The sequence below is a fragment of the Kordiimonas sediminis genome (genome assembly GCF_014656395.1).
GTDB lineage: Bacteria > Pseudomonadota > Alphaproteobacteria > Sphingomonadales > Kordiimonadaceae > Kordiimonas_A > Kordiimonas_A sediminis.
Genome location: NZ_BNCI01000001.1, coordinates 1,049,407 through 1,074,509 on the forward strand (window position 1 = coordinate 1,049,407; position 25,103 = coordinate 1,074,509).

At 53.1% G+C, this 25,103-nt stretch carries 24 protein-coding genes; 20 read left to right on the top strand and 4 right to left on the bottom strand.

The window, feature by feature from the left end:
- Window positions 1–81 precede the first annotated feature (81 nt).
- Window positions 82–1,794, top strand: coding sequence for an N-acyl-D-amino-acid deacylase family protein (locus tag IE181_RS04745; protein ID WP_191250388.1), 1,713 nt, complete (start codon window positions 82–84; stop codon window positions 1,792–1,794).
- Between the two features lie 45 nt (window positions 1,795–1,839).
- Here the strand turns inward: IE181_RS04745 and IE181_RS04750 are convergent, their stop codons facing one another.
- Genes IE181_RS04750 through folE form a run of 3 tightly spaced genes read right to left on the bottom strand, consistent with a single transcriptional unit; the run spans window position 1,840 to window position 3,643 of the window.
- Window positions 1,840–2,661 (bottom strand): hypothetical protein, encoded by an 822-nt coding sequence (locus IE181_RS04750; protein WP_191250389.1) that lies wholly within the window; start codon window positions 2,659–2,661, stop codon window positions 1,840–1,842.
- Entirely contained in the window at window positions 2,589–3,008 is a 420-nt protein-coding gene (hisI, locus tag IE181_RS04755; protein WP_191250390.1) for a phosphoribosyl-AMP cyclohydrolase, read from the bottom strand. The genes IE181_RS04750 and hisI overlap by 73 nt, the downstream gene beginning before the upstream one ends.
- Window positions 3,008–3,643: a GTP cyclohydrolase I FolE gene (folE, locus tag IE181_RS04760; protein ID WP_191250391.1), complete on the bottom strand. Its 636-nt coding sequence runs from the start codon at window positions 3,641–3,643 to the stop codon at window positions 3,008–3,010. The genes hisI and folE overlap by 1 nt, the downstream gene beginning before the upstream one ends.
- A gap of 260 nt (window positions 3,644–3,903) precedes the next feature.
- Here folE and IE181_RS04765 point away from each other — a divergent pair, with 260 nt between their 5' ends.
- The 16 genes from IE181_RS04765 to IE181_RS04840 all read left to right on the top strand — a co-directional run bounded on the left by IE181_RS04765 (window position 3,904) and on the right by IE181_RS04840 (window position 21,667).
- Window positions 3,904–4,320, top strand: coding sequence for an iron-sulfur cluster assembly scaffold protein (locus IE181_RS04765; protein WP_191250392.1), 417 nt, complete (start codon window positions 3,904–3,906; stop codon window positions 4,318–4,320).
- 23 nt (window positions 4,321–4,343) lie between these two features.
- A complete protein-coding gene (locus IE181_RS04770; protein ID WP_191250393.1) occupies window positions 4,344–4,844 on the top strand; it encodes a prepilin peptidase in 501 nt (166 codons plus the stop codon).
- A gap of 288 nt (window positions 4,845–5,132) precedes the next feature.
- On the top strand, window positions 5,133–7,865 hold the full coding sequence (locus tag IE181_RS04775; RefSeq protein WP_191250394.1) for a beta-helix domain-containing protein: 2,733 nt from the start codon (window positions 5,133–5,135) through the stop codon (window positions 7,863–7,865).
- Window positions 7,866–7,948: 83 nt separating this feature from the next.
- On the top strand, window positions 7,949–10,504 hold the full coding sequence (locus IE181_RS04780) for a TonB-dependent receptor domain-containing protein (protein ID WP_191250395.1): 2,556 nt from the start codon (window positions 7,949–7,951) through the stop codon (window positions 10,502–10,504).
- Window positions 10,505–10,618: 114 nt separating this feature from the next.
- The gene (locus tag IE181_RS04785; RefSeq protein WP_191250396.1) at window positions 10,619–11,530 is read left to right on the top strand and encodes a type II secretion system protein N; all 912 of its coding nucleotides are present in this window, start codon (window positions 10,619–10,621) and stop codon (window positions 11,528–11,530) included.
- Complete coding sequence (gspD, locus tag IE181_RS04790) at window positions 11,527–13,467, top strand: type II secretion system secretin GspD (RefSeq protein WP_191250397.1); 1,941 nt, start codon at window positions 11,527–11,529, stop codon at window positions 13,465–13,467. Before IE181_RS04785 ends, gspD begins: the two co-directional genes overlap by 4 nt.
- Window positions 13,468–13,489: 22 nt before the next feature.
- Window positions 13,490–14,986 (top strand): type II secretion system ATPase GspE, encoded by a 1,497-nt coding sequence (gspE, locus tag IE181_RS04795; protein ID WP_191251566.1) that lies wholly within the window; start codon window positions 13,490–13,492, stop codon window positions 14,984–14,986.
- A complete protein-coding gene (gene gspF, locus IE181_RS04800; RefSeq protein ID WP_191250398.1) occupies window positions 14,973–16,214 on the top strand; it encodes a type II secretion system inner membrane protein GspF in 1,242 nt (413 codons plus the stop codon). Before gspE ends, gspF begins: the two co-directional genes overlap by 14 nt.
- Window positions 16,215–16,225: 11 nt before the next feature.
- Window positions 16,226–16,669, top strand: a complete 444-nt coding sequence (gene gspG, locus IE181_RS04805; protein ID WP_191250399.1) for a type II secretion system major pseudopilin GspG — start codon at window positions 16,226–16,228, stop codon at window positions 16,667–16,669.
- A 33-nt stretch (window positions 16,670–16,702) separates the two neighbouring features.
- Window positions 16,703–17,077: a type II secretion system minor pseudopilin GspI gene (gspI, locus tag IE181_RS04810; RefSeq protein WP_191250400.1), complete on the top strand. Its 375-nt coding sequence runs from the start codon at window positions 16,703–16,705 to the stop codon at window positions 17,075–17,077.
- Window positions 17,074–17,712, top strand: a complete 639-nt coding sequence (gene gspJ / locus IE181_RS04815; protein ID WP_191250401.1) for a type II secretion system minor pseudopilin GspJ — start codon at window positions 17,074–17,076, stop codon at window positions 17,710–17,712. The genes gspI and gspJ overlap by 4 nt, the downstream gene beginning before the upstream one ends.
- Window positions 17,709–18,725, top strand: coding sequence for a type II secretion system minor pseudopilin GspK (gspK, locus tag IE181_RS04820; protein ID WP_191250402.1), 1,017 nt, complete (start codon window positions 17,709–17,711; stop codon window positions 18,723–18,725). The genes gspJ and gspK overlap by 4 nt, the downstream gene beginning before the upstream one ends.
- Window positions 18,722–19,843 carry a type II secretion system protein GspL gene (gspL, locus tag IE181_RS04825; protein WP_191250403.1) on the top strand — a complete coding sequence of 374 codons (1,122 nt, stop codon included), beginning with the start codon at window positions 18,722–18,724 and terminating at the stop codon, window positions 19,841–19,843. Before gspK ends, gspL begins: the two co-directional genes overlap by 4 nt.
- Entirely contained in the window at window positions 19,840–20,325 is a 486-nt protein-coding gene (locus IE181_RS04830; protein ID WP_191250404.1) for a type II secretion system protein M, read from the top strand. The genes gspL and IE181_RS04830 overlap by 4 nt, the downstream gene beginning before the upstream one ends.
- 21 nt (window positions 20,326–20,346) lie before the next feature.
- Window positions 20,347–21,090: a type II secretion system protein N gene (gene gspN / locus IE181_RS04835; protein ID WP_191250405.1), complete on the top strand. Its 744-nt coding sequence runs from the start codon at window positions 20,347–20,349 to the stop codon at window positions 21,088–21,090.
- A gap of 31 nt (window positions 21,091–21,121) precedes the next feature.
- Window positions 21,122–21,667 carry a hypothetical protein gene (locus IE181_RS04840; protein WP_191250406.1) on the top strand — a complete coding sequence of 182 codons (546 nt, stop codon included), beginning with the start codon at window positions 21,122–21,124 and terminating at the stop codon, window positions 21,665–21,667.
- A gap of 61 nt (window positions 21,668–21,728) precedes the next feature.
- Here the strand turns inward: IE181_RS04840 and IE181_RS04845 are convergent, their stop codons facing one another.
- Window positions 21,729–22,844, bottom strand: coding sequence for a CaiB/BaiF CoA transferase family protein (locus IE181_RS04845; protein WP_191250407.1), 1,116 nt, complete (start codon window positions 22,842–22,844; stop codon window positions 21,729–21,731).
- A 170-nt stretch (window positions 22,845–23,014) separates the two neighbouring features.
- Between IE181_RS04845 and IE181_RS04850 the strand changes: the two genes are divergently transcribed.
- The 3 genes from IE181_RS04850 to IE181_RS04860 are packed head-to-tail and all read left to right on the top strand — an operon-like array spanning window position 23,015 to window position 25,095.
- Complete coding sequence (locus IE181_RS04850) at window positions 23,015–23,749, top strand: peroxiredoxin (RefSeq protein ID WP_191250408.1); 735 nt, start codon at window positions 23,015–23,017, stop codon at window positions 23,747–23,749.
- Entirely contained in the window at window positions 23,733–24,194 is a 462-nt protein-coding gene (locus IE181_RS04855; protein WP_229819157.1) for an ArsR/SmtB family transcription factor, read from the top strand. The genes IE181_RS04850 and IE181_RS04855 overlap by 17 nt, the downstream gene beginning before the upstream one ends.
- Window positions 24,195–24,228: 34 nt before the next feature.
- A complete protein-coding gene (locus IE181_RS04860; protein ID WP_191250410.1) occupies window positions 24,229–25,095 on the top strand; it encodes an MBL fold metallo-hydrolase in 867 nt (288 codons plus the stop codon).
- Window positions 25,096–25,103 lie beyond the last annotated feature (8 nt).

Here is a 25,103-nt window from a genome sequence, read left to right on the forward strand (position 1 = left end):
TGACAGGCCCCAAATTTCAAAAACTGCTTTCGCACGTTCGCCGTCTACTATAGCGTATTTTAAAACAAGTTAGGGGGATTTATGAAAAAGTTTTTTACGCTTTTTGTTTCAGCGTTTCTATTGTGGTCCTGCGGTTCGGCGGACACCCCTGAAACACTGGAAAAGTATGATGTTGTGATTGTTGGCGGGACTGTAATGGACGGGTCCGGGCAGGCTGGCAGGCTGGCAGATGTGGCCATTCAGAATGACCGTGTCGTCAAGATCGGCGATCTGGGCGCCTATGAAGCGACCCTGACAGTTGATGCGTCCGGTCAGGCTGTGGCGCCGGGGTTCATTAATATGCTGAGCTGGGCACCTTTTGGGCTGGTAACAGATGGTCGCGCTGTTTCTGATCTGGTGCAGGGGGTAACGCTTGAAGTGTTTGGTGAAGGCATGTCCATGGGACCTCTGAGTGACGCCAATAAAAAAATGATGCAGGACCGTATCAATACCATGCCGAAACCCTTTGAGGTTTCCTGGACCGGCTTTGGTGAATATCTGGACTTTGTAACGGAAAAAGGCGTGTCCCCTAACGTGGCATCTTTTGTTGGTGCAACGACCGTGCGTGCCAATGTCGTGGGATATGAAGACAGGGCAGCAACGGAAGATGAGCTGGTAGCCATGCAGATGGAGGTCAGAACAGCCATGGAAGAAGGCGCGCTTGGTGTTGGTTCGTCCCTGATTTATGCCCCGGCATTTTATGCAAACACAGAAGAGCTCATCGCGCTGAACAAAGCGGCGGCAGAGTATGACGGCATGTATATTTCTCACATGCGCAGCGAGGGCAACCGGTTCCTGGAATCGCTTGATGAATTAATTACTATCGCCCGCGAAGCTGGTGTTCGTGCCGAGGTGTATCACCTGAAGGCTGCCGGACAGTCTAACTGGCCGAAGATGGAGCAGGCTATCGCGAAAATTAATGCAGCCCGCGCAGAGGGGCTTGCGATTACCGCAGATGTTTATACCTACCCTGCAGGCGCGACGGGCCTTGATGCAGCAATGCCGCCGTGGGTGCAGGCAGGTGGCTATCAGGCATGGGCGGACCGTCTGAAGGACCCGGACGTGCGCGCAAAGGTTTTGGCGGAGATGCGGACCCCAACGGACGAATGGGAAAACCTGATGATGGCCGCTGGACCTGACGGTGTGTTATTGCCGTACTTCCAAAATCCTGATCTGAAAAAATATACAGGCATGACCCTGTCTGCTGTTGCGGCCGATATGGGCGTAACGCCCGAAGAGGCAGCAATTGATCTGGTGATTGCTGACGGTACACGGGTTAGTGCCATTTACTTCCTGATGTCAGAGGAAAATATCCGCCGTCAGATCAAGGAACCGTGGGTTTCTTTCGGGTCTGATGCTGATGCCATGGACCCAGCGATTGCCAGCCAGTTTGGTTCAACGCACCCGCGCGGCTATGGTAACTTTGCGCGTGTCTTCGCAAAATATGTGCGCGAAGACGGGGTTATTTCAGTCGAGGAGGCTGTGCGTCGTTTGACACATCTGCCGGCGACCAATCTGAAAATCCGGGACCGCGGTTTACTCGCAGAAGGCTATTATGCAGATGTGGTTGTTTTCGACCCCGCGACAATTCAGGATCATTCCACCTTTGAAAATCCGCATGCACTGTCAACGGGGGTCAGCCATGTATTTGTCAATGGCACACAGGTTGTCAAAGACGGTACGCATACTGGCGCAACGCCTGGTCGTGTGGTGCGCGGTGCTGGCTGGACAGGGTGGAAAAAGGCAGACAAATAACCTGAAGGTACGCAGTGGTGACCCGGTTAATTGTCGGGTGCTGGGTCACGATAGCTTCCAAACCCCGACATGAAGCGTAACATCCTTGTCCTTGCCGGTTTCACCGGTTGGGGCAAGATGCCATTCCCAGCCTGTTAGCTTTTCTTGGTCGTCGAGGATGCCTGCACTGAAGGTCGGTTCTGTTTCAACGGTTGCCCCGGTTTTTATAGTACGCTGAAAGTCGCTGATAAGGATTGCCGGGCAGGGTGCAGCAGACAGAATGCTGGTGTGCGCGCTTTCCAGTAGATATTCCACATTGCTGTCAGCACCAAAGGGTAAAGAAAGCTGGCTTAGCAGATTACAGCTGATAATCAGGCTATATCCCGCAATCGGGATCGGTGCATAGGCAGGCACCTGCAGGGTCTCTGCATCATCAGCCTTTGCCCAGATAGCCAGCATGCCAGTGACATCATAGAGTTCAAACCTGATATTGGGATATGCTTTTAGTTTTTGCCGGGCTGAGGGCAAAAGAACGGCATCCATCAGAAGGGCCCCTGCCGGATGGGCGTTTAAACTGTCCAGCGGTATATCAAGAAGGGCACCGGCTCCCAGTATAAGGATGGGTTCTGCCGGGTCCGCTGCCTGCACGGCTTCTTTGATAACTGCTTTGGTTCTGTCCAGATGGGGCTGCCATGCCTGGGCATGGCGGCGGTACCGGGCTTCGATCGCAGGGGCTTCTTTTTTAAGGCCGGTACTGGCAGCACCAGCGACGCTGTCAGTACGGAGGTATGTCCACCATTCACGCAGCAAGGTGACTAATCTTTTGCCGGTGTCATCTGGATCAGGCCGTCTGTCCGGTGGCCAATAGGTATCGACCGGTAAAAACAACTGGGATGTCCGACATGGCAGCATTTACCGCCTTTTTGTTCAACCACCAGCAACAGACTGTCCTGATCACAATCAGTGCGGAAGTCATGGACGATTTGATATTCGCCGGAAGTTGCCCCTTTGTGCCACAGCTGTTGCCGGGACCGGCTGAAATAGTGCGCTTCGCCCGTTTCAATGGTTTTCCTGATCGCATCGGCATTCATCCATGCCTGCATCAGCACCTGCCCGGTGGCCGCGCAAGTGGTGACAACCGGAATTAATCCCCGGTCATCAAATTTTGGGGCGAACGTCAGGCCGTTTTCAACCTGATCCTTATTGGTGCGATCACCAAACAAAGTGGCAGGCATTAGGACTGTGCCCGTATGAGGTCCCAGAACTGACGCTCATACCGTTCTTCTTTGAAGACGCCGCGGAACTGGCGGGTGATGGTGAAAACATCGCTATGTTTCACACCGCGACAGGTCATGCACTGGTGTGTTGCGTCCACAATAACGGCAACGCCTTTTGGCTGGAGATATTTTTCGATCGCATCCGCAACCTGCGCTGTCATTGTCTCCTGGGTTTGCAGGCGATTGGCGTAGGCTTCGACAATACGTGCAAGTTTGGAGATACCAACAACCCGACCATTTGGCATATAGGCAACATGGGCTGTGCCTTGCACCGGTACCATATGGTGTTCGCAGTGGCTTTCGACTTTGATGTTCCGCAGAACAACCATGTCGTCATAGCCCGCGACTTCACCAAAAGTGCGCGCTAAAATTTCTTCGGGGTCAGCTTGATAACCTTTGAAGAATTCTTCATAGGCTTTCACGACCCGTTTGGGGGTGTCTAACAGGCCTTCACGTGACGGATTGTCACCGGCCCAGCGGATGAGGGTACGAACCGCAGCTTCAGCCTCTGCCCTTGATGGGCGTGTCTCGGCATCCACTTCAGATACCTTCAGTTCAAAGTCATCATCGACTTTTTCAAGTACGGCATCCATATAGGATTTCCTTTCCAGGTTGGAACCGGCGTGTACTCGGACCGATTCCTGATTTTACTTCAGGTGCTGTAACAATCTTATATACGGCTGTCCTGATGAAACGGATTGTCTATATACTGTTTGTTGTCCCCGTTAAAGACAACATGGACGAATATGGTAATAAATATCCGCGAATCAAGGGTAGTCCATATTCGGCTTGGCAACAAGGCTACTCTTTTGTATGCAGGACCATCGCTTTTTCGCAAAGGTGCCTGATTTTTATGACCGATATTTACACCAAGGATTTATTGCGCTGGACGTTAAAGATCCCGTTTCAGGAACGCATGGAAAGCCCGGACGCATCCGTGGTGAAAACCAGCCGTATCTGCGGCAGTCGCATCAGCCTTGATGTAACATTTGGTCCGGACGGCACAATAAATGGTGCCGGATGGGAAGTGAAAGCCTGTGCACTCGGGCAGGCGACCGCTGCCATGGTCGGGCAGCATATCATTGGTCTTGGCAAAGCTGAATTTGATGAAATTGATCAGCTGTTCGCGTCTCTTGTTAAGGGCGAGGACGTTCATTTTCCGGACAAATGGCAGGACTTGCAGGCGCTGGCACCTGTCAAGGACCACCCGGGAAGACAGGGCTCTGTCGCATTGCCGTTTGATTGCTTGCGGGCTGTCTTCGCTGCATGATCCGGCACACCCGAATATGGGCAGTGGTGCTGACTTCCGTGCCGTTCGGGGCCTACTTTTTGGCAGGTATGCCAACGGACCTGTGGCGGGCGTTATTTTTTTATGGGTGTCTGGCGTGCCTCTCGGTCATTGATATGGAAACCAGACGGCTTCCTAATCCTTTAACCGGGTTATTGTTCATCGCTGGTATGCTTCAGGCCTATATGTATGGTTATTTTGAAGCTGCACTCTACGGCGCGCTTATCGGCGGTGTTGGGCTGTGGCTTGTTGCCTATGTTTATCAGTTGGTCAGAAAACGGCGCGGCATGGGCATGGGGGATGTTAAACTGTTGGGCGCCATGGGGGCATGGACGGGGCCGTTCGCAATCCCCTATATCCTGTTGATTGCGTCTGTTACGGGTATTGTCTTTGCCTATCTTTATAGTCTGCGTGATGCTGAGAAACGCGGCGCGCTACAAGCCTATCCGTTTGGACCATTTCTGGCGCTGGGTGGCTGGATTGCCTTTCTTATTCTTGCGGCTTGATGGACCTGCCCACTTAGCAAATAGTGTTTTTTACGAATCTGTGACCAGACCGGCATTTATGACGGCCCAGTGATTCTGGTCGCGGGATTTGTCAGGACATAAATGGATCAAGCGTTATTAACTATATGAAAAATATAGATAATATTCTGTATTAAATCTGTAATAGTACCGAAAAGAAGATGTCACACTGACTCTTTACTGCTCTCGTCAGGTCTTAATCCGGGGACATGCATGTTCCCAGGTGGCTTTTACTAATCACAAACAGGCTCAACCTGACGAGGAAATCTCATGATCGACATGAAAAAGTTCAAAAGCATGCTACTTGTATGTGCTTCTGCGGCAGCCCTTGCGGCATGTGGCGGTGACAGTTCAACAGAAATCGCCAGCCCTGGCAATCAGGGGCCAAACCCGGGAACGGGTGATGGTGGCAATGGTGGTGGCAACGGCGGTGGCGGCACTGTTGATACATGCCCAACCGGTACATCGGAAGTTGCCCTTGGTTCGGGTAAAGCCTGTGAAATTGCTGGCGAAATCCTGAGCGACCTGACGCTGACATCCGAAAATACATATCTGCTTAGCGGCAAGGTTGTTGTGGGCGGCGATGTTGGTGCAGACGGCTCAGCTGGCGGTGCACAGGCAACATTGACAATCGAGTCTGGTACGACCGTAGCCGGTAAAGACAATACATCATATCTTGTGGTATCGCGCGGGTCCAAGCTGATTGCCAACGGTTCTTCTTCTGCCCCTATTGTGATGACATCTGCGGCAGATATCGAACGGGGCTCCTCTGCTGCTACGGACGCACTGTCCGAAGGTTACACGTCTGAATGGGGTGGTCTGGTGGTCAATGGCCGGGCAACTATTAACGGCTGTGACACTGGTATCTGCGAAGCAGCAGGCGAAGCAGACAGCGGCAACTACGGCGGCGATGACGACAATGACAGTTCCGGTACGCTGCGGTATCTGCAGGTTAAATATGCGGGTAATCCAATCACGTCTGAAGACGAACTGAACGGTATTGCCTTCCAGGGTGTTGGTGCGGGCACGACCCTAGATTACATCCATGTTCATAACGGTGCCGATGATGGTGTGGAGTTTTTCGGTGGTACGGCCGAAATCAAACACCTGATTGTCACGGGTGCGGACGATGACAGTCTTGACTGGACAAAAGGTTGGCGCGGGAAGGCCCAGCACGTCCTGATTATGCAGAATGATAACCAGTCAGCGTCTGACCGCGGCTTTGAAGGCGACAACAATGGCTCTGCCAATGACGCGACCCCGCGTGCGCAGCCAATGATCTCCAACGTTACCCTGATCGGCGGCAACAGTGTCGGCGATACTGGCATGGTACTGCGCGCTGGTACCGGTGCAAAGATCTGGAACGCAGTGGTCAGCGGTTTCCGTGATGATTGTCTGGATATTGATGATGCCTCTACATACGCTGCACGCGATACTGCGGACGGTATCACAATCGAATCAACACTTCTTGGCTGCGAAAGCCCAACGGACAACGGCAGCGAAGATGGTGATTTGCGTGCTTGGTTTGAAGGCCAGAACAACAATGTTATCGGCACGACATCACTCTCTGGTTTCTTCAATGGTCTTGAGGAAAGCAAGGTTGTTGCAACTGATCCGTCCACGATCGACAGCTTCTTTGACAGCGTCAACTATATCGGTGCTGTAAAGTCCTCTGATGCGTCTGATAACTGGACACTTGGCTGGTCATACGGCATCAACCCAACGCCTACATGCCCGGACAATACAACTGATAATGGCGACGGCAGCTGTACGCTGTCAGGTGTCTATACGGGGGCGATGCGCCTGCGTGCAGGGCTTGACTATAAGCTCAGCGGCAAAGTGGTCATCGGTGAAGACCTTGGTCCGGATGCGGCGAACCCGATTGCCGGTGCGGTATCTGGGTCCCTGACTGTTGATGCAGGCGTCAAGGTTATGGGCGAAAACAACACAAGCTTCCTTGTGATTTCTCGTGGCTCCAAGATCATTACAAATGGTCGTGCTGATGCGCCTGTCGTCTTTACGTCCTCTAATGATGCAACGGCAAACCTTGATACGGATACGTCTTTGTGGGGCGGTCTGGTCATCAATGGCCGCGCAACTATCAACGGCTGTGACACTGGTATCTGTGAAGCAGCAGGCGAAGCAGACAGTGGTAACTACGGCGGTAACGACGACGATGATGACAGTGGTCAGCTTCTGTACACGGTTGTGAAATACGCTGGTAATCCGATCACGTCTGAAGACGAATTGAACGGTATTGCTTTCCAGGGCGTTGGCCGCGGTACCGAGGTTGACTATATCCAGGTGCACAATGGCGCCGATGACGGTGTGGAATTCTTCGGCGGAACAGTGAACGCCAAGCACGTTGTTGTAACCGGCGCAGATGATGACAGCATCGACTGGACAAAAGGCTGGCGCGGCATGGTGCAGTATGCAGTTGTGGTTCAAAATGCCAATCAGTCTGCCTCTGATCGTGGTTTCGAAGGCGACAACAACGGTTCCGCAAACGACGCGGCCCCGCGTGCACAGCCGATTTTCTCAAACGTTACACTTGTTGGTGCCGAAGACGGTGCAGGCGGTGACACGGGTATGGTTCTGCGCGCTGGTACGGGTGCAAAAATCATGAACCTGACAGCGGCTAACTGGCGTGATGACTGTCTGGATATTGACGATGCTTCCACGTATGCAGCCCGCGATACAGCAGAAGGCATAACTATGACGTCTGTGTACCTGGCATGTACCAACAACTTCGACGATGGCAGTGAAGATGGCGATCTGGAAGCATGGTTCCTTGGTCAGGCAAACAACAGCGTCGGTGTCAGCACGCTTGCCGCACCAAACGGTGGATCCCGTGCCTACATCAACGGCGCGAATGAAACAGCGGTTTCTGTGACCAATCCGGCCGCTGTGAACAGCTTCTTTGACAGCGTGAACTACATTGGCGCGGTTAAAAACTCTGCCGGTAACTGGCTGCAGGGCTGGACAGTCTGGATCAACGACTAACCTACCGATACGGGCGGCGCTGCAGGGAGAGATATATCCCTGCGGCGCCGCATTCCCAATAAAATTAGCTAATGGTGGCTATTATGAAAATGTTCCAAACAAGTTTAAAAAGCGCGCTTCTGGCTTCGTGTGCAATGGCGGTACCAGCGGCAGCTTTCGCACAGGAGCAGGTCGCAATTGAAGAAGTAGTCGTTGTGGGTCAGTATATCCCCGATGAAAAACGCGCTACCTCGGAAATCTCCAGTGTTGTTGATGCGGATGCCATGTCTCTTACCGGGGATAGCGATATTGCCGTTGCCCTGACCCGCCTTCCTGGCATTTCTCCTGATTCAAGTGGAAAATATGTAGTCGTCCGCGGTTTAAGCGAACGCTATACCTCAACCCTTCTTAACGGTACGGAGCTGTCTTCCCCCGATCCTTTGAAACGGTCAGTACCGCTGGATATATTCCCGACGTCGCTGATCTCCAGTGTCTTGGTCCAGAAAACATATTCTGCGGAATATCCAGGTGCATTTGGCGGCGGTGTGGTTGATATCCGCACTAAGGCTGTGCCGGATGAGGCATTTCTGACTCTTGGTGTCAGCACGGGTGTTAATACTGAATCCACCTTTAAAAAGGGCTTGCAGTATGATGGTAGCGGTACGGATTGGCTGGGCTTCGATAATGGCCGTCGTTCCCTGCCGAAACTGATTGCAGATAATCCGACACTGGAAGGATACAGTCCCGAAGAAATCGAGCGCGCCGGTGAAAGTTTCCCGAATGTGTGGTCGCTTGATTATGAACCCAACCGGCCTGACCTAGATGTCAAAGCCAGTGCGGGAAAAGCCTGGGATACGGAAGACGGTAGTTTCGGGTTTATCGTTGCCCTTGATTACGGTTCTGAGCTTCGGAATAAAAACGGCATTCGGAAAGTCTACAGTGCGTCTGATGCGACCGAATCCGGACTTGAAGCCACACAGGGTAACTATGCCCCGGACCAGTGTGAAGAATTCGGGTTGCCGGGCGAAGATTGCGGTGTGCGTATCACCAACTGGAACATTGATCTGAATATGTTCGGATCGTTTGGTTGGCAGATCAATGACCAGCACGCTGTTAAATTGACGTCGGTTTTACTGCGGTCCAGCCAACAGCAGGTCGAAGTAAAACAGGGCGGTAACAACAGTCGTGATATCGCGAACTATACCCGTCTAGACTGGAAAGAGCGCCAGCTTTGGTCAAATGCCCTGACAGGGGAACACAGCTTTAACCTGTTTGGTGGCGACAACGATATGGAGCTTGAGTGGTTCGCAAGTCTGGCAAAAGCCAAACGTGATGTGCCGCTTCGCCGTACCTATGAATATTTTTATGATGATATTGACGGTGTGTTCCGCCTGTCTGACCGTACCGACGGCAACCAGACGGCATTTGGCGCAATGAATGACGAATCGAAAAATATCGGTTTCAATTTCTTACAGCCAGCGTATCTCGGGGACATGATCGTCGATTTTAAAGGCGGTGCGTCCTATGTGAAAAAAGACCGTGTATCTGATTATAAGCGGTACGGCTTTGATCTGAGCAACGTTGAAAATACCGAGCTTAGAGAAATGATCCCGGAAATTATTTTTGGTTCTGTGAACATCGATCCGAACGGCATAATTCTGAAAGAATTTATTGACGCATCGGACCGGTTTGAAGCGGATTTTGAAAACAAGGGCGGCTTCGTACAGGCGGATGCGCAGGTAACTGAGACACTGCGTGTGTCGGGCGGTGTCCGGTATGAAGACAGTGTTCAAACGGTTCTGACAACTGATCGGACAACCAAAGACCCTATTCTGGTAACTCAGCGTCTGGATACCTTCCTGCCATCGGCTACCATCACGTGGGAGTTTGCAGAAAACCTGCAGGTACGTCTTGGGGCTTCCGAGACGGTTAACCGTCCTGATAGCCGTGAACTGTCGCCGGCGCGTTTTGTCCGCGAGGATGGTCGTACAGAAGAAGGTAATCCGTATCTGGAGCCTGCTACTATTCGCAGTTATGACGCCCGTTTCGAATGGTATATCGGCGCAGGCGAAAGCGTAACAGCAGGTCTGTTTTACAAGGAAATCGACAATCCGATTGAATATACCCTGAAGCAGTTTGGTGACGGGGAGCTGGATACCATGGCGAACGCAGAGAAAGCAGAGCTGAAAGGTATTGAGCTGGAAGTCGAGAAAATCCTTGGCCAGTGGGGTGACCGCGAAATTTTTGTCAAAGCCAATGGATCTTATATTGATTCGGAATCGACACGTACGGTCGAAAATTTTGGCGAGATTACCAATCTTGTTGGTCGTCTGCAGGGGCAAAGTAAGTGGCTTGCAAACCTGCAGGTTGGCTTTGAAGATTTTGACCGCGGCGAGAAGTTAAATGTGATTGTGAATTATATTGGCAAACGCATTTACCGTCTGGGTTCAACCAGTCGTCCTGACCTGATTGAAAAGCCGCCGCTGGAGTTGAACTTTGTCTATGGCCGGGATGTTGATCTTTGGGGTCAGACCTTTGCCCTGACGTTCAAGGCAAAGAACCTGCTGAACGAAAGCCCGGAGCGTACACAGGGCGGTGAAATCGCCGAGATGTATGACGAAGGTCGTACCTTCACGGTTGGTGTTTCAACAACTTTCTAAATTGTTACAGAAAGTGGCCTTACGGGGCCACTTTCAGCCCCTGCGTCATAAAACTGTAAGATAAGTGGTCTTATTAGGAGGTCACTTGTTTTTGTTTTTTTGGCCGAAAGCCCGATGCGAAATTTTTTGAAAAAACGCGATACTTCAACCGGGAAAACAGCTTTCTTAGGGCTGACACCTTCGCAGGAAAGACGGCTGTCTGCGGCCAGTATATTTCTGGACTGCGGGCTTGTTATCCTGCTTGGCCTTCTTGCTGGAAAAGCCACCGTACAGTATCTGGCTGGCCCCGCGCAGTTTCCTGTGCCCAGTCTGGCACAAGCGGCAGGCAGCATAGCTTCCGTACCGAGAACAGACTATACACAGTTACAGCACCATGATCCATTTTACCGTGTGATGACAGCACAGGTGCCGGGAGAAACCCATGCCCCGGAAACCAGTCTGGAAATTGATATTTACGGCCTGCGCGCCTTTGGGGACGGTTCTGGTGTTGCTATTCTGAAAATACAGGGTGAAGACCAGAAAACGCTTTCCGTTGGGGACTATCTGCGGGCTGGCGTCAAAGTGTCCGGTGTGTTTGCGGACAGAATAGAAATCACCCGCGGCGGCGTGCGCGAAGCTGTTTACCTGATCAAGGACAAGGCTTTACGGCCAGCACAAGCGACAAGGCCGCAGACGACCCGGGCAGACACCCCCGCCGCTGCATCCAGCACAGGCAGCAGAGCAATGATCAAGGCCACAGAAACGGCGCTCAAATCCCTTGATTTAACCTTGTTCAAGCGGGACGGCAGATCAGTTGGTTTTCTTGTGGGGGACGGGGCGATGCCAGGGGCACTCGCTCTATCCGGATTGGCGACCGGCGATATTTTGAAATCTGTAAATGGTGAACGGCTGAATACGTCCGAACGTCTTCAGGAATTGGCTCAGGAATTGGACGGTGCAGCGCGTCTTTCCCTTCTTTACGAGCGCAGAGGGCAGGACATGACCACCACCGTTGATCTGGAATCTACTAAGGAATTGAAACAATGAACCTACGGACCTTGCTTATCCTGCTGTGCATGATTCCAGGCGTGACGGCCGCCGCAGCGGCGCAGGACCAGATCCTGAATTACCGTGATGCGGATTTGTCGGAATTTATTCGCGATGTGGCACTGGCCACGCGCAAGACATTCATTATTGATCCCGAAGTGCGGGGCAAAGTGAACATTGTGTCATCCGACCCGGTGAATGAAACAGAATTGTTCGAGACACTGCTTAGTGTGCTCCGTGTCAACGGTATGGCGGCTGTCCCCACGTCAGGCGGTGCATATAAAATCACTAAAACCGATATGGCGCTGCAGGATGGCGGCCCGGTAAACACTGCCGTGACTGGCGATGCCCTTACGACACGTGTTTTCACTGTGCAGCATAGTGACCCGCTGGCGGTGCAGGCCGCGATCAAGCCCTATGTCGCCAAGAACGGTTTCAGCTTTGCGCGTGTTGGTATGCCGGTCGTGATTGTTACAGACTTCGCAGACAATCTTCTCAAAATCGCGGGCATCATCGAGTCTATTGACCGGGACAGGTCCGTTGTACGCACCCTTGTTTTGCGCAATTCATCGGCAACCGAAATGGTTGCGATTGCCGAACGGCTTGTCGAAAGCGGCGAGGAAGACCGTGCGAAAAGACTATCCGCAATTCCGGTGGAAAGCAGCAATACCTTGATCCTGAAAGGGTTGCCGGAAGTCCTGGATCAACTGCTGCCGGTGCTGGAGGATATTGATGCAGGTAACGCCAATCGCGGTGATCTGCGGGTTGTCAGGCTGAAGAATGCAGATGCTGAAACGCTACTGCCGGTACTGGAAGGTTTAACCCGGTCTGTTGCCGGGGCAAACGCCGCGGCGGGGCAACAGGGGGCAGTTGTCTCTGCTTACCCGGGAGCAAATGCGCTGATCCTGAATGCGAAAGCAGAGGTGCAGCAACGCCTGATTCAGGTGATTGAAAGCCTGGATACCGCCCGCGCACAGGTACTTGTAGAGGCGATTATTGTCGAGGTCAGCGAAAATGCAGCCAAGGAACTAGGACTTCAGTATGTTTTGGCCGGCGGCGACAGCGGCAGCATTCCTTTTTCTGTTACCAATTATACCAACACAGCCCCCAATATTTTGGCGACCACGGGGGCCGCGCTTTTAGGCGGCGGTCTGGATGGTGGATCAAACGGCGATGACAGCAGCAGCTCAAACACAGTCACGGACCTGGTTCGGGCGCAGGCAGTAGATTCGCTTCTTGGGCTGAACGGGTTTGCGCTTGGTGCGGCGGGCCGTATCGGCAGTGATGGTATCTTTGGGGTTATTCTGAATGCGCTGGCAAGCGATACAGACAGTAATATTCTGTCTACACCGTCTATCCTGACCCTTGACAACGAAGCCGCTTCGTTTCTGGCGGGGCAGGAAATCCCCATCACAACAGGTGAAGCTCTGGGCAGCGCCAACGCTAATCCGTTTCGAACAATTGACCGCAAGAATGTCGGTGTCCAAATGGAGGTAAAGCCCCAGATCAGTGAGGATGCGGAAATCCGTCTTCAGATCAGGCAGGAAATATCCAGCATTTCTGGGCCGGTCGGTGCTGGCTCTTCAGAGCTGATAACAAACAAACGCGAAATCAATACCACAGTGCAGGTGCGCGACGGCGAAATCGTCGTGCTTGGCGGGCTGATTGAACAGAATGAAAGCATCACGCTGGAGAAAGTGCCGCTGCTTGGCGATATTCCGCTGATCGGACGGGCCTTCCGGAACGAAGCCAAATCCCGCAGCAAACGTAATCTGATGATTTTTCTGCGTCCGACCATTGTGCGGGACGGTGCAGACATGAAGGATATCACCGACCGCAAGTATGAGTATATGACAGCGTCGCAGCGCGGCGCAGGATCGAAACTGGACATGGACAGGCTGGTGCGCGAAGCACTTGGCCGCCAGTCCGGGTCCTGACAGGCTTGCAGGTGTGACCGCCATGACGTCTCCTGAACAGTCTATAATATTATTGCCGTATGGTTTCGCCCGGACGCACGGCTATGCCGCCTGTGATGGGGAGCCACTGACCGTTTACCGGCGGCAGGGGGCGTCACCCTTTATGCTCGGTGAAGTGCGCCGGGCGCTGGGCAGGCCTTTTGCGCTTCATACGCTCGCCACTGATGCGTTTGAACAATATCTGTCTGATCAGTATGCAGCGGACAGCATTAGCGAGGATGCGGATGATGCGGCGGACGACACCAGCCTGTCTGACGCAATCGAAGGCATAGAGGTGCGCGCAGATCTGCTTGCCGGGGATGATGATGCACCTGTTATCCGGCTGATCAACAGCATTATGGCCCAGGCGGTGAAATCTGGCGCATCGGATGTGCATCTGGAACCATTTGATAGCCGCATGGCGGTCAGGCTTCGTATTGATGGTGTGCTGAAGGAAGTGGCTGGATTATCAGCAAAGCTGATCCCCTATCTTGTGTCACGGATCAAGGTAATGGCACGGCTGGACATTGCGGAAAAACGTATCCCGCAGGATGGACGTATCTCGCTTGGTTTTGGTGGCCAGACATTTGATGTTCGGGTGTCTACTTTGCCTGCCCGGTACGGCGAACGGGTGGTGCTGCGTATTCTGGATGCGGCACAGACCCGTATGGAATTGACTGACCTTGGTATCGGGGCGGATGTGCTGCCGCGCCTGCAGAAATCCCTTAGGGAACCGAACGGTATTTTGCTTGTCACCGGGCCGACGGGGTCGGGTAAAACCACAACACTTTACGCCGCGCTGTCACAGCTGAATGATCAACAGCGCAATATCATGACCGTGGAAGATCCGGTTGAATATGCCCTGAACGGCGTAAGCCAGACACAGGTAAATACCAAGGTTGGTATGACGTTTGCCTCTGGCCTGCGGGCCATATTGCGGCAGGATCCGGATGTTATCATGGTCGGCGAAGTTCGCGATATTGAAACCGCAGAAATGGCCGTGCAGGCCAGTCTGACCGGCCATTTGGTATTGTCGACGGTCCACACCAATAGTGCGATTGCCGCGGTGACACGCCTGCGCGACATGGGGGTTGAAAGTTTCTTACTGGCATCCACGGTAAAAGGCATTCTGGCGCAGCGTTTGGTGCGCCGCCTATGCGAACATTGCAAATCCCCGATTGCGGATGACGGGGCACACCGTGCGGCCCTTGGACTTGGCCGACAGGAGCCAGCCGATCTTCACGCAGCGGTGGGGTGTGCGCACTGTAACGGTACCGGTTACAAGGGCAGGATCGGTATCTATGAGTATGTTGTCATCGACAACCATTTGCGGGCGATGATCCAGGACGGGACCAGTGAACAGGCGATGGCTCAGTATGCTTTTGCCGAGCATGACACCTTGTCGGACGCCGGGCTTAAACGGCTGCTGGCTGGCGACACTACTCTTGAAGAACTGCTGCGTGTAGCAACAGTGCCGGAGGACGGTGATGCCAGCCTATAATTATCAGGCATTTGACACGAAGGGTAAAACGCAGAAGGGCGTTATTGCAGCCGATAGCGGCCGCGATGCGCGGGCGCGGCTGAAAGGCATGCATCTGTTTCCGATATCGGTTGAACCTGCGCGTCAGGGTCAGACGGGTGCGGGCAATAGACCACTGACATTATGGCAGCGTCTCGAGGGCCGGACAGACAGAGTTTCGCATAAAGACCTTGTTATGGTGCTGCGGCAGCTGGCTACTATTATCGCAACAGGCAGTCCGGTAGAGGAAGCACTGTTGGCGATACTGCAACAGGCAGACAAACCATCGGTAAAAAGGGTGTTTACCCGTATGCGGTCCGAGGTTGTGGAAGGTAGGCCCCTGTCGCACGCGATGATGGCCGAACCGCGCAGCTTCCCACGCCATGTGTGTGCCATGGTTGCAGCGGCTGAAACAACAGGTGATTTGGGGCGCGTTCTGGAAAAGATCGCGGATCAGGCAGAGAAAGCCGAGGAAATGAATGCCAAGGTGCAGGCTGCGCTCGTGTATCCTGCGGTTTTGGCGGTGGTTGCTATCGGTGTTGTCTCCATCCTGATGGTTTTTGTGGTGCCCAAGGTGGTGTCACAATTCGACAGTTTCGGGGCGGATTTGCCCGTGCTGACACGGCTTGTTGTTACCGTTTCTGATTTTCTTGTCTCCTACGGGTGGCTTCTTTTACTGGTGCTAAGTGTGGGCGCGGTACTGGGACGGTTGGCGCTTCTGCAGAATGGTATCCAGCGCCGGGCACACCGCGGCCTTTTGATGCTGCCACTGGTAGGCAATGTAATTAAAAAGGCAGAAAGCGCACGTTTTGCCCGTACCTTTGGCACCTTGATTGATAGTGGTAGTCCCGTCACAGACAGTCTTCGGTCCGCCAGAGAAACCCTGAAAAATGCCTTCATCAGAGATGAGATGAATAAGGTTCAGAAGGATGTTGAGGCAGGCCGCAGCGTGGCAAGTGCCTTGGGTGGGTTGGCGCTATTTTCCCCCATGATGGTGTCCCTGGCTGCCGCCGGGGAAAAAAGCGGCAAGCTGGGCCAGCTCATGCTGTCGGTTGCTGAGTATTTGGACCGGGATTTCGATAGTTTTACCAAAACAGCTTTAAGCCTCCTGGAGCCCCTGATCGTGATTGTGATGGGGGGCATTGTGGGGCTGATTATCATGGCGATTATGCTGCCCATTCTGCAGCTGAACAGCCTGGTATTATCCTGAAGGAATATATGATGAACAGGTTTGCAAAATTTTTATCCCTTGATGCAGCGTCTGTCACAGATGAAGACGGATTTTCCCTGATTGAATTGATGGTGGTGATTGTCATCATCGGTCTGTTGACGACTGTTGTGGTGATTAATGTGATGCCCAGTCAGGACCGGGCCATGGTCGAAAAAGCCCGTGCTGATGTCCGTCTGATTGAACAGGCGCTGGATATGTACCGTATGGACGCTCTTAAATATCCTGCTATGGAGGATGGGCTGGATGTGCTTGTACATGCCAAGGGCGGTTTACGCACAGAAGGATATATTCGGTCCCTGCCAAAAGACCCGTGGGGTAACGAATACCAGTATTTAATTCCTGGCGAGCACGGTGCCATTGATGTCTTTTCTTACGGGGCAGATGGCCGTTTGGGTGGTGAAGGAATGAACGCCGATATCGGGAATTGGGAATAAGGGGCGCCCTTTTATTTCTATAAGGCTCATAGCATGACAGCAGCACAGACATATGATGAGGGTTTCTCGCTGGTAGAGTTGATGATGGCGATTGCCATATTGGCGATCGTGGGTGTTGCCCTTATGTCCAGTCAGACAGCAACGGTTCGTTCTGCGTCATACATGCAAACGAAGGCGCTGGCGCAGATTGTTGCGGCAAATCGTCTTGCAGCTTACGAGTTTAGTGAACAGGCTTTGGTTGCGGGTATGGATGCCGGCCGGGAAGAACAGATGGGGCAGTCCTTTGACTGGACGGCGAAACTTTCCCGTGTGCAAAATGGACGGTTAATGCTGCTGCGTATTTCTGTCTCGCCGCTTGGCGGCCGTCCCGTTTATGAAACAGTGGCATTGCGGGTGACCAAGTCATGACGACAGGGCCTGCCAATAAACTTTGTCAGTGTGATGAAGGGTTCAGCCTTGTTGAGGTGCTAGTCGGCGTGATGCTGTTGTCCCTCGTGTCTATTGTTGGGGCTTCCCTGCTTTACGGCCATGAAGAAGCACGGGTGCGGGCGCAAAATGTGACGGCTGATATGCAGGCGCTGGTGTCTTTCCGTGCCGTGCTGGATGATGATTTGCGCCACATTGCCAAACGTCCTGCCCGTGATAGTCAGGGGAATCAGGACAGGCGGTTTTTTGTCGGTGGGGCAGTCGCCGATAATCTGCTCCTGTCGTTTGTACGGACAAGTCATACCGCATCCGAAATGGATAAACGGTTGCCAGCCGTGCAGCATGTCACTTATGCCCTTGTGGATAATAGATTTGTGCGGACAATCACCCGCCGCCCGGATGCAGTGGATGAAGCTGATCTGATCAGTAGCGTCCTTCTTTCTGATATTAGGGATGTTCGTGTGCGTTTCAAAAAAGGATCACAGTGGTTCAGCGACTGGACAGCGACCTTAGGGGCCGCGGAAGAAATCCCTGATCTGGTCGAGCTGACCGTGACCCATGAGCAAACTGGCCGCAAAAGTGTGCACCTGATTGGGGCGGAGGTCATAGGCCTATGATGAGCCGATTATATACCAGGCTATTCACCCAATCTTCAGGGCTACTTCGGGAGGACGGCGCGGCACTGGTGACAGTGATGTTGTTGGTCGCCATGATGAGTTCTGTCGCAGTGATTGCCTTTGATCAGATAGGGGCAGCGGTCCGATCGGTGACAGCGGAGACACAGAAGGCACAGGCCAAGCGTTATGCACTGGGCGGCGAGGTGTTGGCGCAGGATATGATTGGCCAGATTGCTGATCTGCCCGTGGCGATGCAGTCGGTGGAACAGTCTGTGTCTTATCCCGTAAGTGGGGGTGCCATTTCCGGCAGCCTGCAGGACGCCAGCAATTGTTTCAATATCAATAGCCTGGTAACGCGGGACGGGCGGGGCGGCTTTTCCGCGGACCAAAGATCGGCCGAGGAATACGGCCGGTTGCTGCAGTCGCTTGGCATTACGGGCACCTTGCAAATGACGCTTGTCAGCAGTCTGGTGGACTGGATGGACACAGACCGCCAGCCCGGCCCGCTTGGGGCAGAGGATGCGGCTTACAGTGCCCTGCCGGAACCATACAGGGCCGCGAATACACCCATGGTGGACGTATCAGAAATTCGGTTGGTAAAGGGATATACAAAAGCTCTGCAATCACAGCTGTTACCGTATCTCTGTGTTGGTGAAATTGGCATGCCTGCACCTTATAATCTGCAATCAATGCAGGCGCATCATACGCCGATTTTGATGTCACTGCTTGGTGACCGTATCACACAGAGCGAAGCCCAGCAGTTGATCACCCGTCACGGCGGGGCAGGACGGACCGATCATATCAGTAGCTTTTGGCGCGATGACGCGTTCAGAAATATAGAGATCAGCCAACAGACAAGAACCCGTCTTGGCCTAATACCTACCCGGTTCGGTGTCAGAATAACGGTATCGTACGGTGACGTTACCCTAGGCTTACGGTCAGAATTTCTTCAAACATCAGGCGGTGCTGTAAAACTGGTTAGCCGCCGTTACATGGGGGGAGCGAAAGCATGACCCATATCTATACTTTAGAGGAAGGTGGCACCTTTCCTGCGGCGGGCGCGGCCCCTTCCGAGGCGTTTGGTGCCGAGCCTGTTTTTCTGGTTCTTGATGGTCGTGATGTCAGTGTGTTCAAGGTGGATATGCCCGACCTGCCGACGGATAAACTTAACCGGGTTTTGCCTTCAATCATGGAAGAAATGATTGCCGGTGATGTGGCGGATCATCATTTTGCTTTGGTATCGCCCCCTGAAGAAAATAAAGAAAGGCAAGCTGGTTTGGTGGCGGTCATCCGGCGTACTGTGCTGGATACTGCGCTCGAACAGGCACAGCAACAGGGTATCAATGTTGCAGGGGTTACCTGTGAGTATTTGCTACTGGCGGTGCCGGATCACGCCGATCATGGCTTAGAGTCGTGCGATTCGAGTGAATCGAAAGAATCGAAAGAATCGGAGAAGAGCAGGTCCACCGGTCCTGCGGTCAGGCAATCAGGAGACTGTGTACTGGTGCGGTTCCATGACGGAACCGGGCTTAAGATAGAAGATAGTCTTACCGCAGATGTTCTGGACGGGGTGGATACGCTGGAGGCGGTAACCGTCCCGCCATCCCCGGCTATATCCTTTTTACAAGGTCCCTATGCACCGGGTGTGCCGTTCCAGGCATTGGTTTGGTGGTTCCGGCGATCCGCTGTTTTATTCTTTGCGCTGGTCACGGTGTGGGGTGCGTTCTCGTACACACAGATGATCAGGAATGTTGACGCACGGGACAGGTTCGATACTGAGGCTATCTCGGTATTTCGCGCAGCCTATCCAGACGTTAAGCGGGTCGTGAATGTAGAGGCACAGGCAAGGGCCAAGGCCGCGTCTGGAAGTCAGGCAGGAAAGCATTTCCTGTATTTTACAAGCCTTGTCACTGAGGCTGTTGGTACATCCAACACACTTGCACTTGATGCAGTACGGTATGATGCGGGCCTTGGTACCTACAGTGTGGTCCTTCGCCACCGGACATTTTCAGATGCCGAGGAGTTTCTCTCAGCGCTGAAGGCTGCGGGTCTTTCGGCTCAAAGCGGTAACAGTCGCCAGGAAGGCGCAGATATTTATACCGAAATAACGGTAGGGGGTGTGCTGCGATGACCACTATGACACTCAGTAAGCGCGAGAAGCGCTTGATCATAACCGCTAGCCTTATGGCGGTTCCGGTCCTTGGGTATCTTCTGATCTACCGTCCGGTAACGGAAATGGTCCGGTTGTCGGCGCAGGAAGCCAGCAGCAGCGCCGCCCGGCTTGATCGGGTTAAGACATATATTACGGATACGAAACAAAATGGGCAGGCCAATAATCTTTCGGCGGGCAAAAGTCTGCGCACTATCATGACTGAATCGTCATCGGCCGCTGGTGTTTCGATCAATCGATTGCAGCCGGGGTCGGATGGTGGGTTGACGGTCTGGCTGAATGCAGTAGAGGCACCCAAATTATTCTCCTGGCTTACCGTTTTGGAAGATGAATACGGGGTGTCTGCCGTAAAGGCTTCTGTTCAGAAAACGCAGGGCGACACAACTACAACCGGCAGCGTTACAGCGCAGGTAACCTTTGGTGCGCTTGGTAGTGCACAGTAAGCCTGAATGGGAAGGATGAACATGCCCCCTTTTTCAAAGCCACTTGGGTTCCGCGCACTGGTCATAGTGTTTGCCCTGACAGTTGCGGGCACGGTTTTTCTGTCCCTGCCAGTGTCCTTGGTCACCGCGCGCTTGCCCGCGTTTGTTTCTGTTGCCGGGTCGGAAGGCACGCTGTTCAGTGGCCGCCTGTTTGGGGTGCAGGCTGGTGCAGTACGACTTGATACCGTTGATCTGGATTTTGATAGAATGCCGTTATTGGCGGGCAAGCTTGCCGGGACTGTTCGTTTTGATGCGCCGGACTTGTCTGGAACTGCTGATCTTTCGTCCCTACGGGGGTCGGATGCGGTCATTCGCACGGGCAGCATACAGGGATTTGGCATGCTTACAGTCGCTGGCCAGAATGTGCGTTACCGGTCAGACGTGACGCTGTCTACAATCCGTCTGGAGCCTGCGGCGGGCTGCATAGGCGGCAGTGTAGAGATGCGTCTTGTCGCAGATGTACCAGCACTGGTACCAGAATTGGCGGTGATATTTGGGGATACGGTAGAAATGACGGGCGGTGGTTCGTGTCAAAATGGGCGTTTGAATGTGGATTTACGGTCGCCTGACGGGCGCACAGGCATAACACTGCAGATCGAAGCATATCATGTTCAATCAGCACAGCTGTGGATGAAGACCCAGCAGCAAGAGCAACCAGACCCATCCCTTGGTCATTTCCGGCGAATAGAGGACCGATTGGTTGCGGATATTGATTTTGTAAGATAACGTCCGCTGGCATTGGAACGGAGAAGAACGCATGCAGATTCAGACACTGATAAAAACCCTGATGATCCCGTCAGCATTGCTGTTGGTGTCTGCCTGCAACTCTGTGACCAGTGCAGAGAAAAACGTAGCTGCGACTGCACCAGCGCCAGAAAGTGCCGGCGAAGAACACCACCATGTTCACCCGCCGTCTATGGAACATCGGGAAACGCTTCTGGGCGCATTGCCTGCAGAAGAATTAAGCATTGGTTCCTGTAAGCTGTTTTTGTGGGCAATACAGGATGACAGACCGCTTGTCTTTATTCAGGAAGGCCGCAGCGATACTGCGGTGGTCAACCTGCGCGGTCAAAAGACTGTGTTAACCAGAACAGCGGCGGAAGACCCATTTGCCACCGGTGCCTACACCGCGCAGACATTCCAGTATCAGGACTTAACGATCGAGGTTGATCTGCGCCCGGAAGCACAATCCTCGGTTATGGACGGCATAAAGATTCCGCACGGATTGATCGCTCTGTCTGATGCAGCAGGGCAGCAGGTAATTCTGTCCGTAACCGGGCTGTATGGGTGCAGAACACGCTAGAACGCAGAAGGGCATAACTGCCTATCTGCGCGTGTCCTCGATGAGACTATTTATCTGGCGGTTATTTGTTTTCCCAGGACTTTAGAACCGCTTCGATATCCGTTTCTCCTTCCCCTGCAAGGGACCGGACCTGGGCCGGTGTTTTGGAAAAACGCGGTGCAGGCGCCGGCTGGGTTACACCGTCTTTGGTGATATAGGTCTCACGCTCTGCAATGTGTGGGTGCTCCAGCGCTTCATCCGGGGTCAGTACTGGCCATACACAACCATCTGTGTCTGCAAAGAGCTCTGCCCAGTGTGCCTGGGGTTGGTTCTTGAATATCTCGGCAAGTTTGGCCTTCTGCTGCTGCCAGGCGCCAGGGTTCATCTGTACCTTAAAGTCAGGGTCGTCGGTCAAACCGAGTTTATCCATAACGATTGCATAAAACTGCGGTTCGATGGCGCCAACAGATATATATTTCCCGTCAAGACATGCGTAAGTATCATAAAAGTGCGGCCCGCCATCAACCAGATTGGTGCCGTGCGGTCCCCATCCAAGTGTTCCCTTGAACGCCCAGACAATCGAGCTGAGGACAGCAGACCCGTCAACAATAGCAGCATCCACCACCTGTCCTTCGCCTGTGGACCGGGCATGGAGAATGCCGGCAAGTATGCCAAAGGCAAGGAACATAGCGCCGCCGCCCATGTCGCCGACCAGGGTTGGCGGGATTGCCGGTTTTTCACCTTTGTTGCCGATTGTATCCAGTACCCCGTTGACAGAGATATAGTTGGCATCGTGGCCCGCAAGGTGGGCTAGGGGGCCAGTTTGGCCCCAGCCTGTCATCCGGCCATACACAAGTGCAGGATTTTCAGCAAGTATGGCCTCAGGGCCAAAACCAAGCCGTTCCATTACTCCGGGGCGGAAACCTTCGATCAGGGCGTCTGCCCCTTTAATGAGATCAATAATCGCAGATTTGTTAGCGTCATCACGAATATCAAGACGTACGGTTTTGCGGTTACGCGCCAGAATATCATGCTTGCCAAGCGAGAAGGCATCAACCCGGCCCGACTTTCCTGCAATATCTACCGGCCGGTCAATGCGAATTACATCAGCCCCCATGTCTGCCAGCATCATGCCGCAGAAAGGTCCAGGGCCAAGCCCTGCAAATTCAACAATTCTTACACCGGAAAGCGGCCCCATAAACAAACTCCCAAAACCATAGTTACCTGATCAGCCGTCGTGCCTGACCCCCGTTATTTAAATTCATACACGACAGTCCAGTAATTCCAACCCCTTTGATGATGTCGAATATTATATACAATTACATATAAATGTATTATGTTATTTGTTAAGTATGAAAAGGAGTGGATATGTCCGACCAGCTGAATACCGCAGAAAACATTGAAAGACAGCCAGTTCAGGCGCTTCGTATTAATGATCGTGCGCCGGATTTCACCGCCCGGTCTACGCAGGGTGTTGTGCAACTTGGTGATTATCGCGGTAAATGGTTGGTGTTTTTCTCGCACCCGGCGGACTTTACGCCAGTGTGCACTTCTGAATTTGTTGCGTTTGAGAAAAAGGCAGCAGATTTCCGTGCGCTGAACTGTGAACTGCTGGGATTATCCGCAGACAGTATTTATTCGCATCTTGCCTGGATGCTGAATATTGAAGAGCGGTTTGGTGTCAGGATTAATTTCCCGGTTATTGAAGACCTGTCGCTGGTGATCGCGGAAGCATACGGCATGGTTGATGAACTATCGCCGAGCACAGCAACCGTCCGGTCAGTTTTCTTCATTGATCCAGAGGGGAAAATTCGTGCCCTTATTCATTATCCCATGAGTATCGGACGGTCTGTTGATGAAATACTGCGGGTGTTGACGGCCCTTGTTGAAACCCATGACGGGGAAACTGCGACGCCCGAGGGCTGGACTGCCGGTGATCCGAAATTATTAGCACCGCCCGTGACACTGGACGGCATGCGTGACCGTTTGGCGGCTGGCCGTAGGGGCGGTGAGGCGGTCTCTGGTACACCACAAATGGATGGCGGTGATTGGTATTTCACCCGTGTGTCTGAAAAGGGGGTGCCCCGTGCAGGCCAAGTTTGATCTGGTGAAGCCCATTGCCGCGGATGTGGCTGCGCTGTTGAAGACCCTGTCGCACCCCAACAGGCTTTTGATTTTATGCGCCCTGACAGACGGTGAGAAATCCGTCAGTGAAATAGAGGAACTAACGGGCGTACGGCAGCCTGTTTTGTCCCGCGATTTAGGCCGCCTGCGCGATGAAAGTCTGGTGAAAACGCGGCGCCAGTCGAAGGCAGTTTACTACACTATATTGGAGCCGAAGGTCACTGCGCTCCTGGACAGTCTGTGTGCTGTCTGGCTGCCTGAAGCTATGCCCAGCGTAGCGTCGTCCGTAGCGGATAGGCGGCCTGAAGAGATAAGGGAAGAGGCATATTCGGAAGCTACAGTTTTCCCGGCTGTTAGCGAAGTGAAGACACCTGCACGCCGTCCCCGATTTAAAATTAAGCCCGATCCATACCGGGCAAATTAACCCCTGCAGAGTTCGAGAATAAGGAAATAATGTTATGACCAGTCCAAAAGTTACCCCGTTCTTTGACGAAGATACCTTTACCTACAGTTATGTCGTCGAAGACACAGCAACCGGAAAATGCGCCGTTATCGATTCTGTGCTTGATTACGATCCTGCTGCGGGCCGTACATCAACCCGCAGTGCGGACGCTGTGATTGCCTTTGTCAAAGAGCATAATCTGGATGTGGAATGGATTTTGGAAACCCATGTGCACGCGGATCATTTGTCGGCCGCACCGTATCTGCGCGATGCGCTGGGCGGCAAAATGGCCATCGGTGAGCATATAACCGTTGTGCAGGGTGTTTTCGGTAAAATCTTCAATGCCGGAACCGAATTTCAGACGGATGGGTCACAGTTTGATCATTTGCTGAAAGACGGCGAAACGTTCAAGGTCGGCTCGATAGAGGCAAAGGCAATGCACACGCCTGGACATACGCCAGCTTGCATGACCTATGTGATCGGTGATGCCGGGTTTGTCGGCGATACGATCTTTATGCCTGACTTTGGTACGGCGCGCTGTGACTTCCCAGGCGGTGATGCTGAAACGCTGTACGCGTCTATTCAGAAGCTTTTTGCGCTACCAGACGAAACACGGCTGTTCATGTGCCATGACTATAAGGCACCGGGACGGGATACATATGCATACGAGACAACTGTTGGCGAAGAAAAAGCCAACAACGTTCATGTCGGTGTTGATAAAAGCAAGGACGATTTCATTCACATGCGGACCGAGCGTGACAAGACCCTTGATATGCCGCGTCTGATCCTGCCGTCAGTTCAGGTTAACATGCGCGCGGGGCACCTGCCGCCCGAAGAAGATAACGGCGTTTCCTATATCAAAATCCCTGTAAACGCGCTTTAAGATCGGAG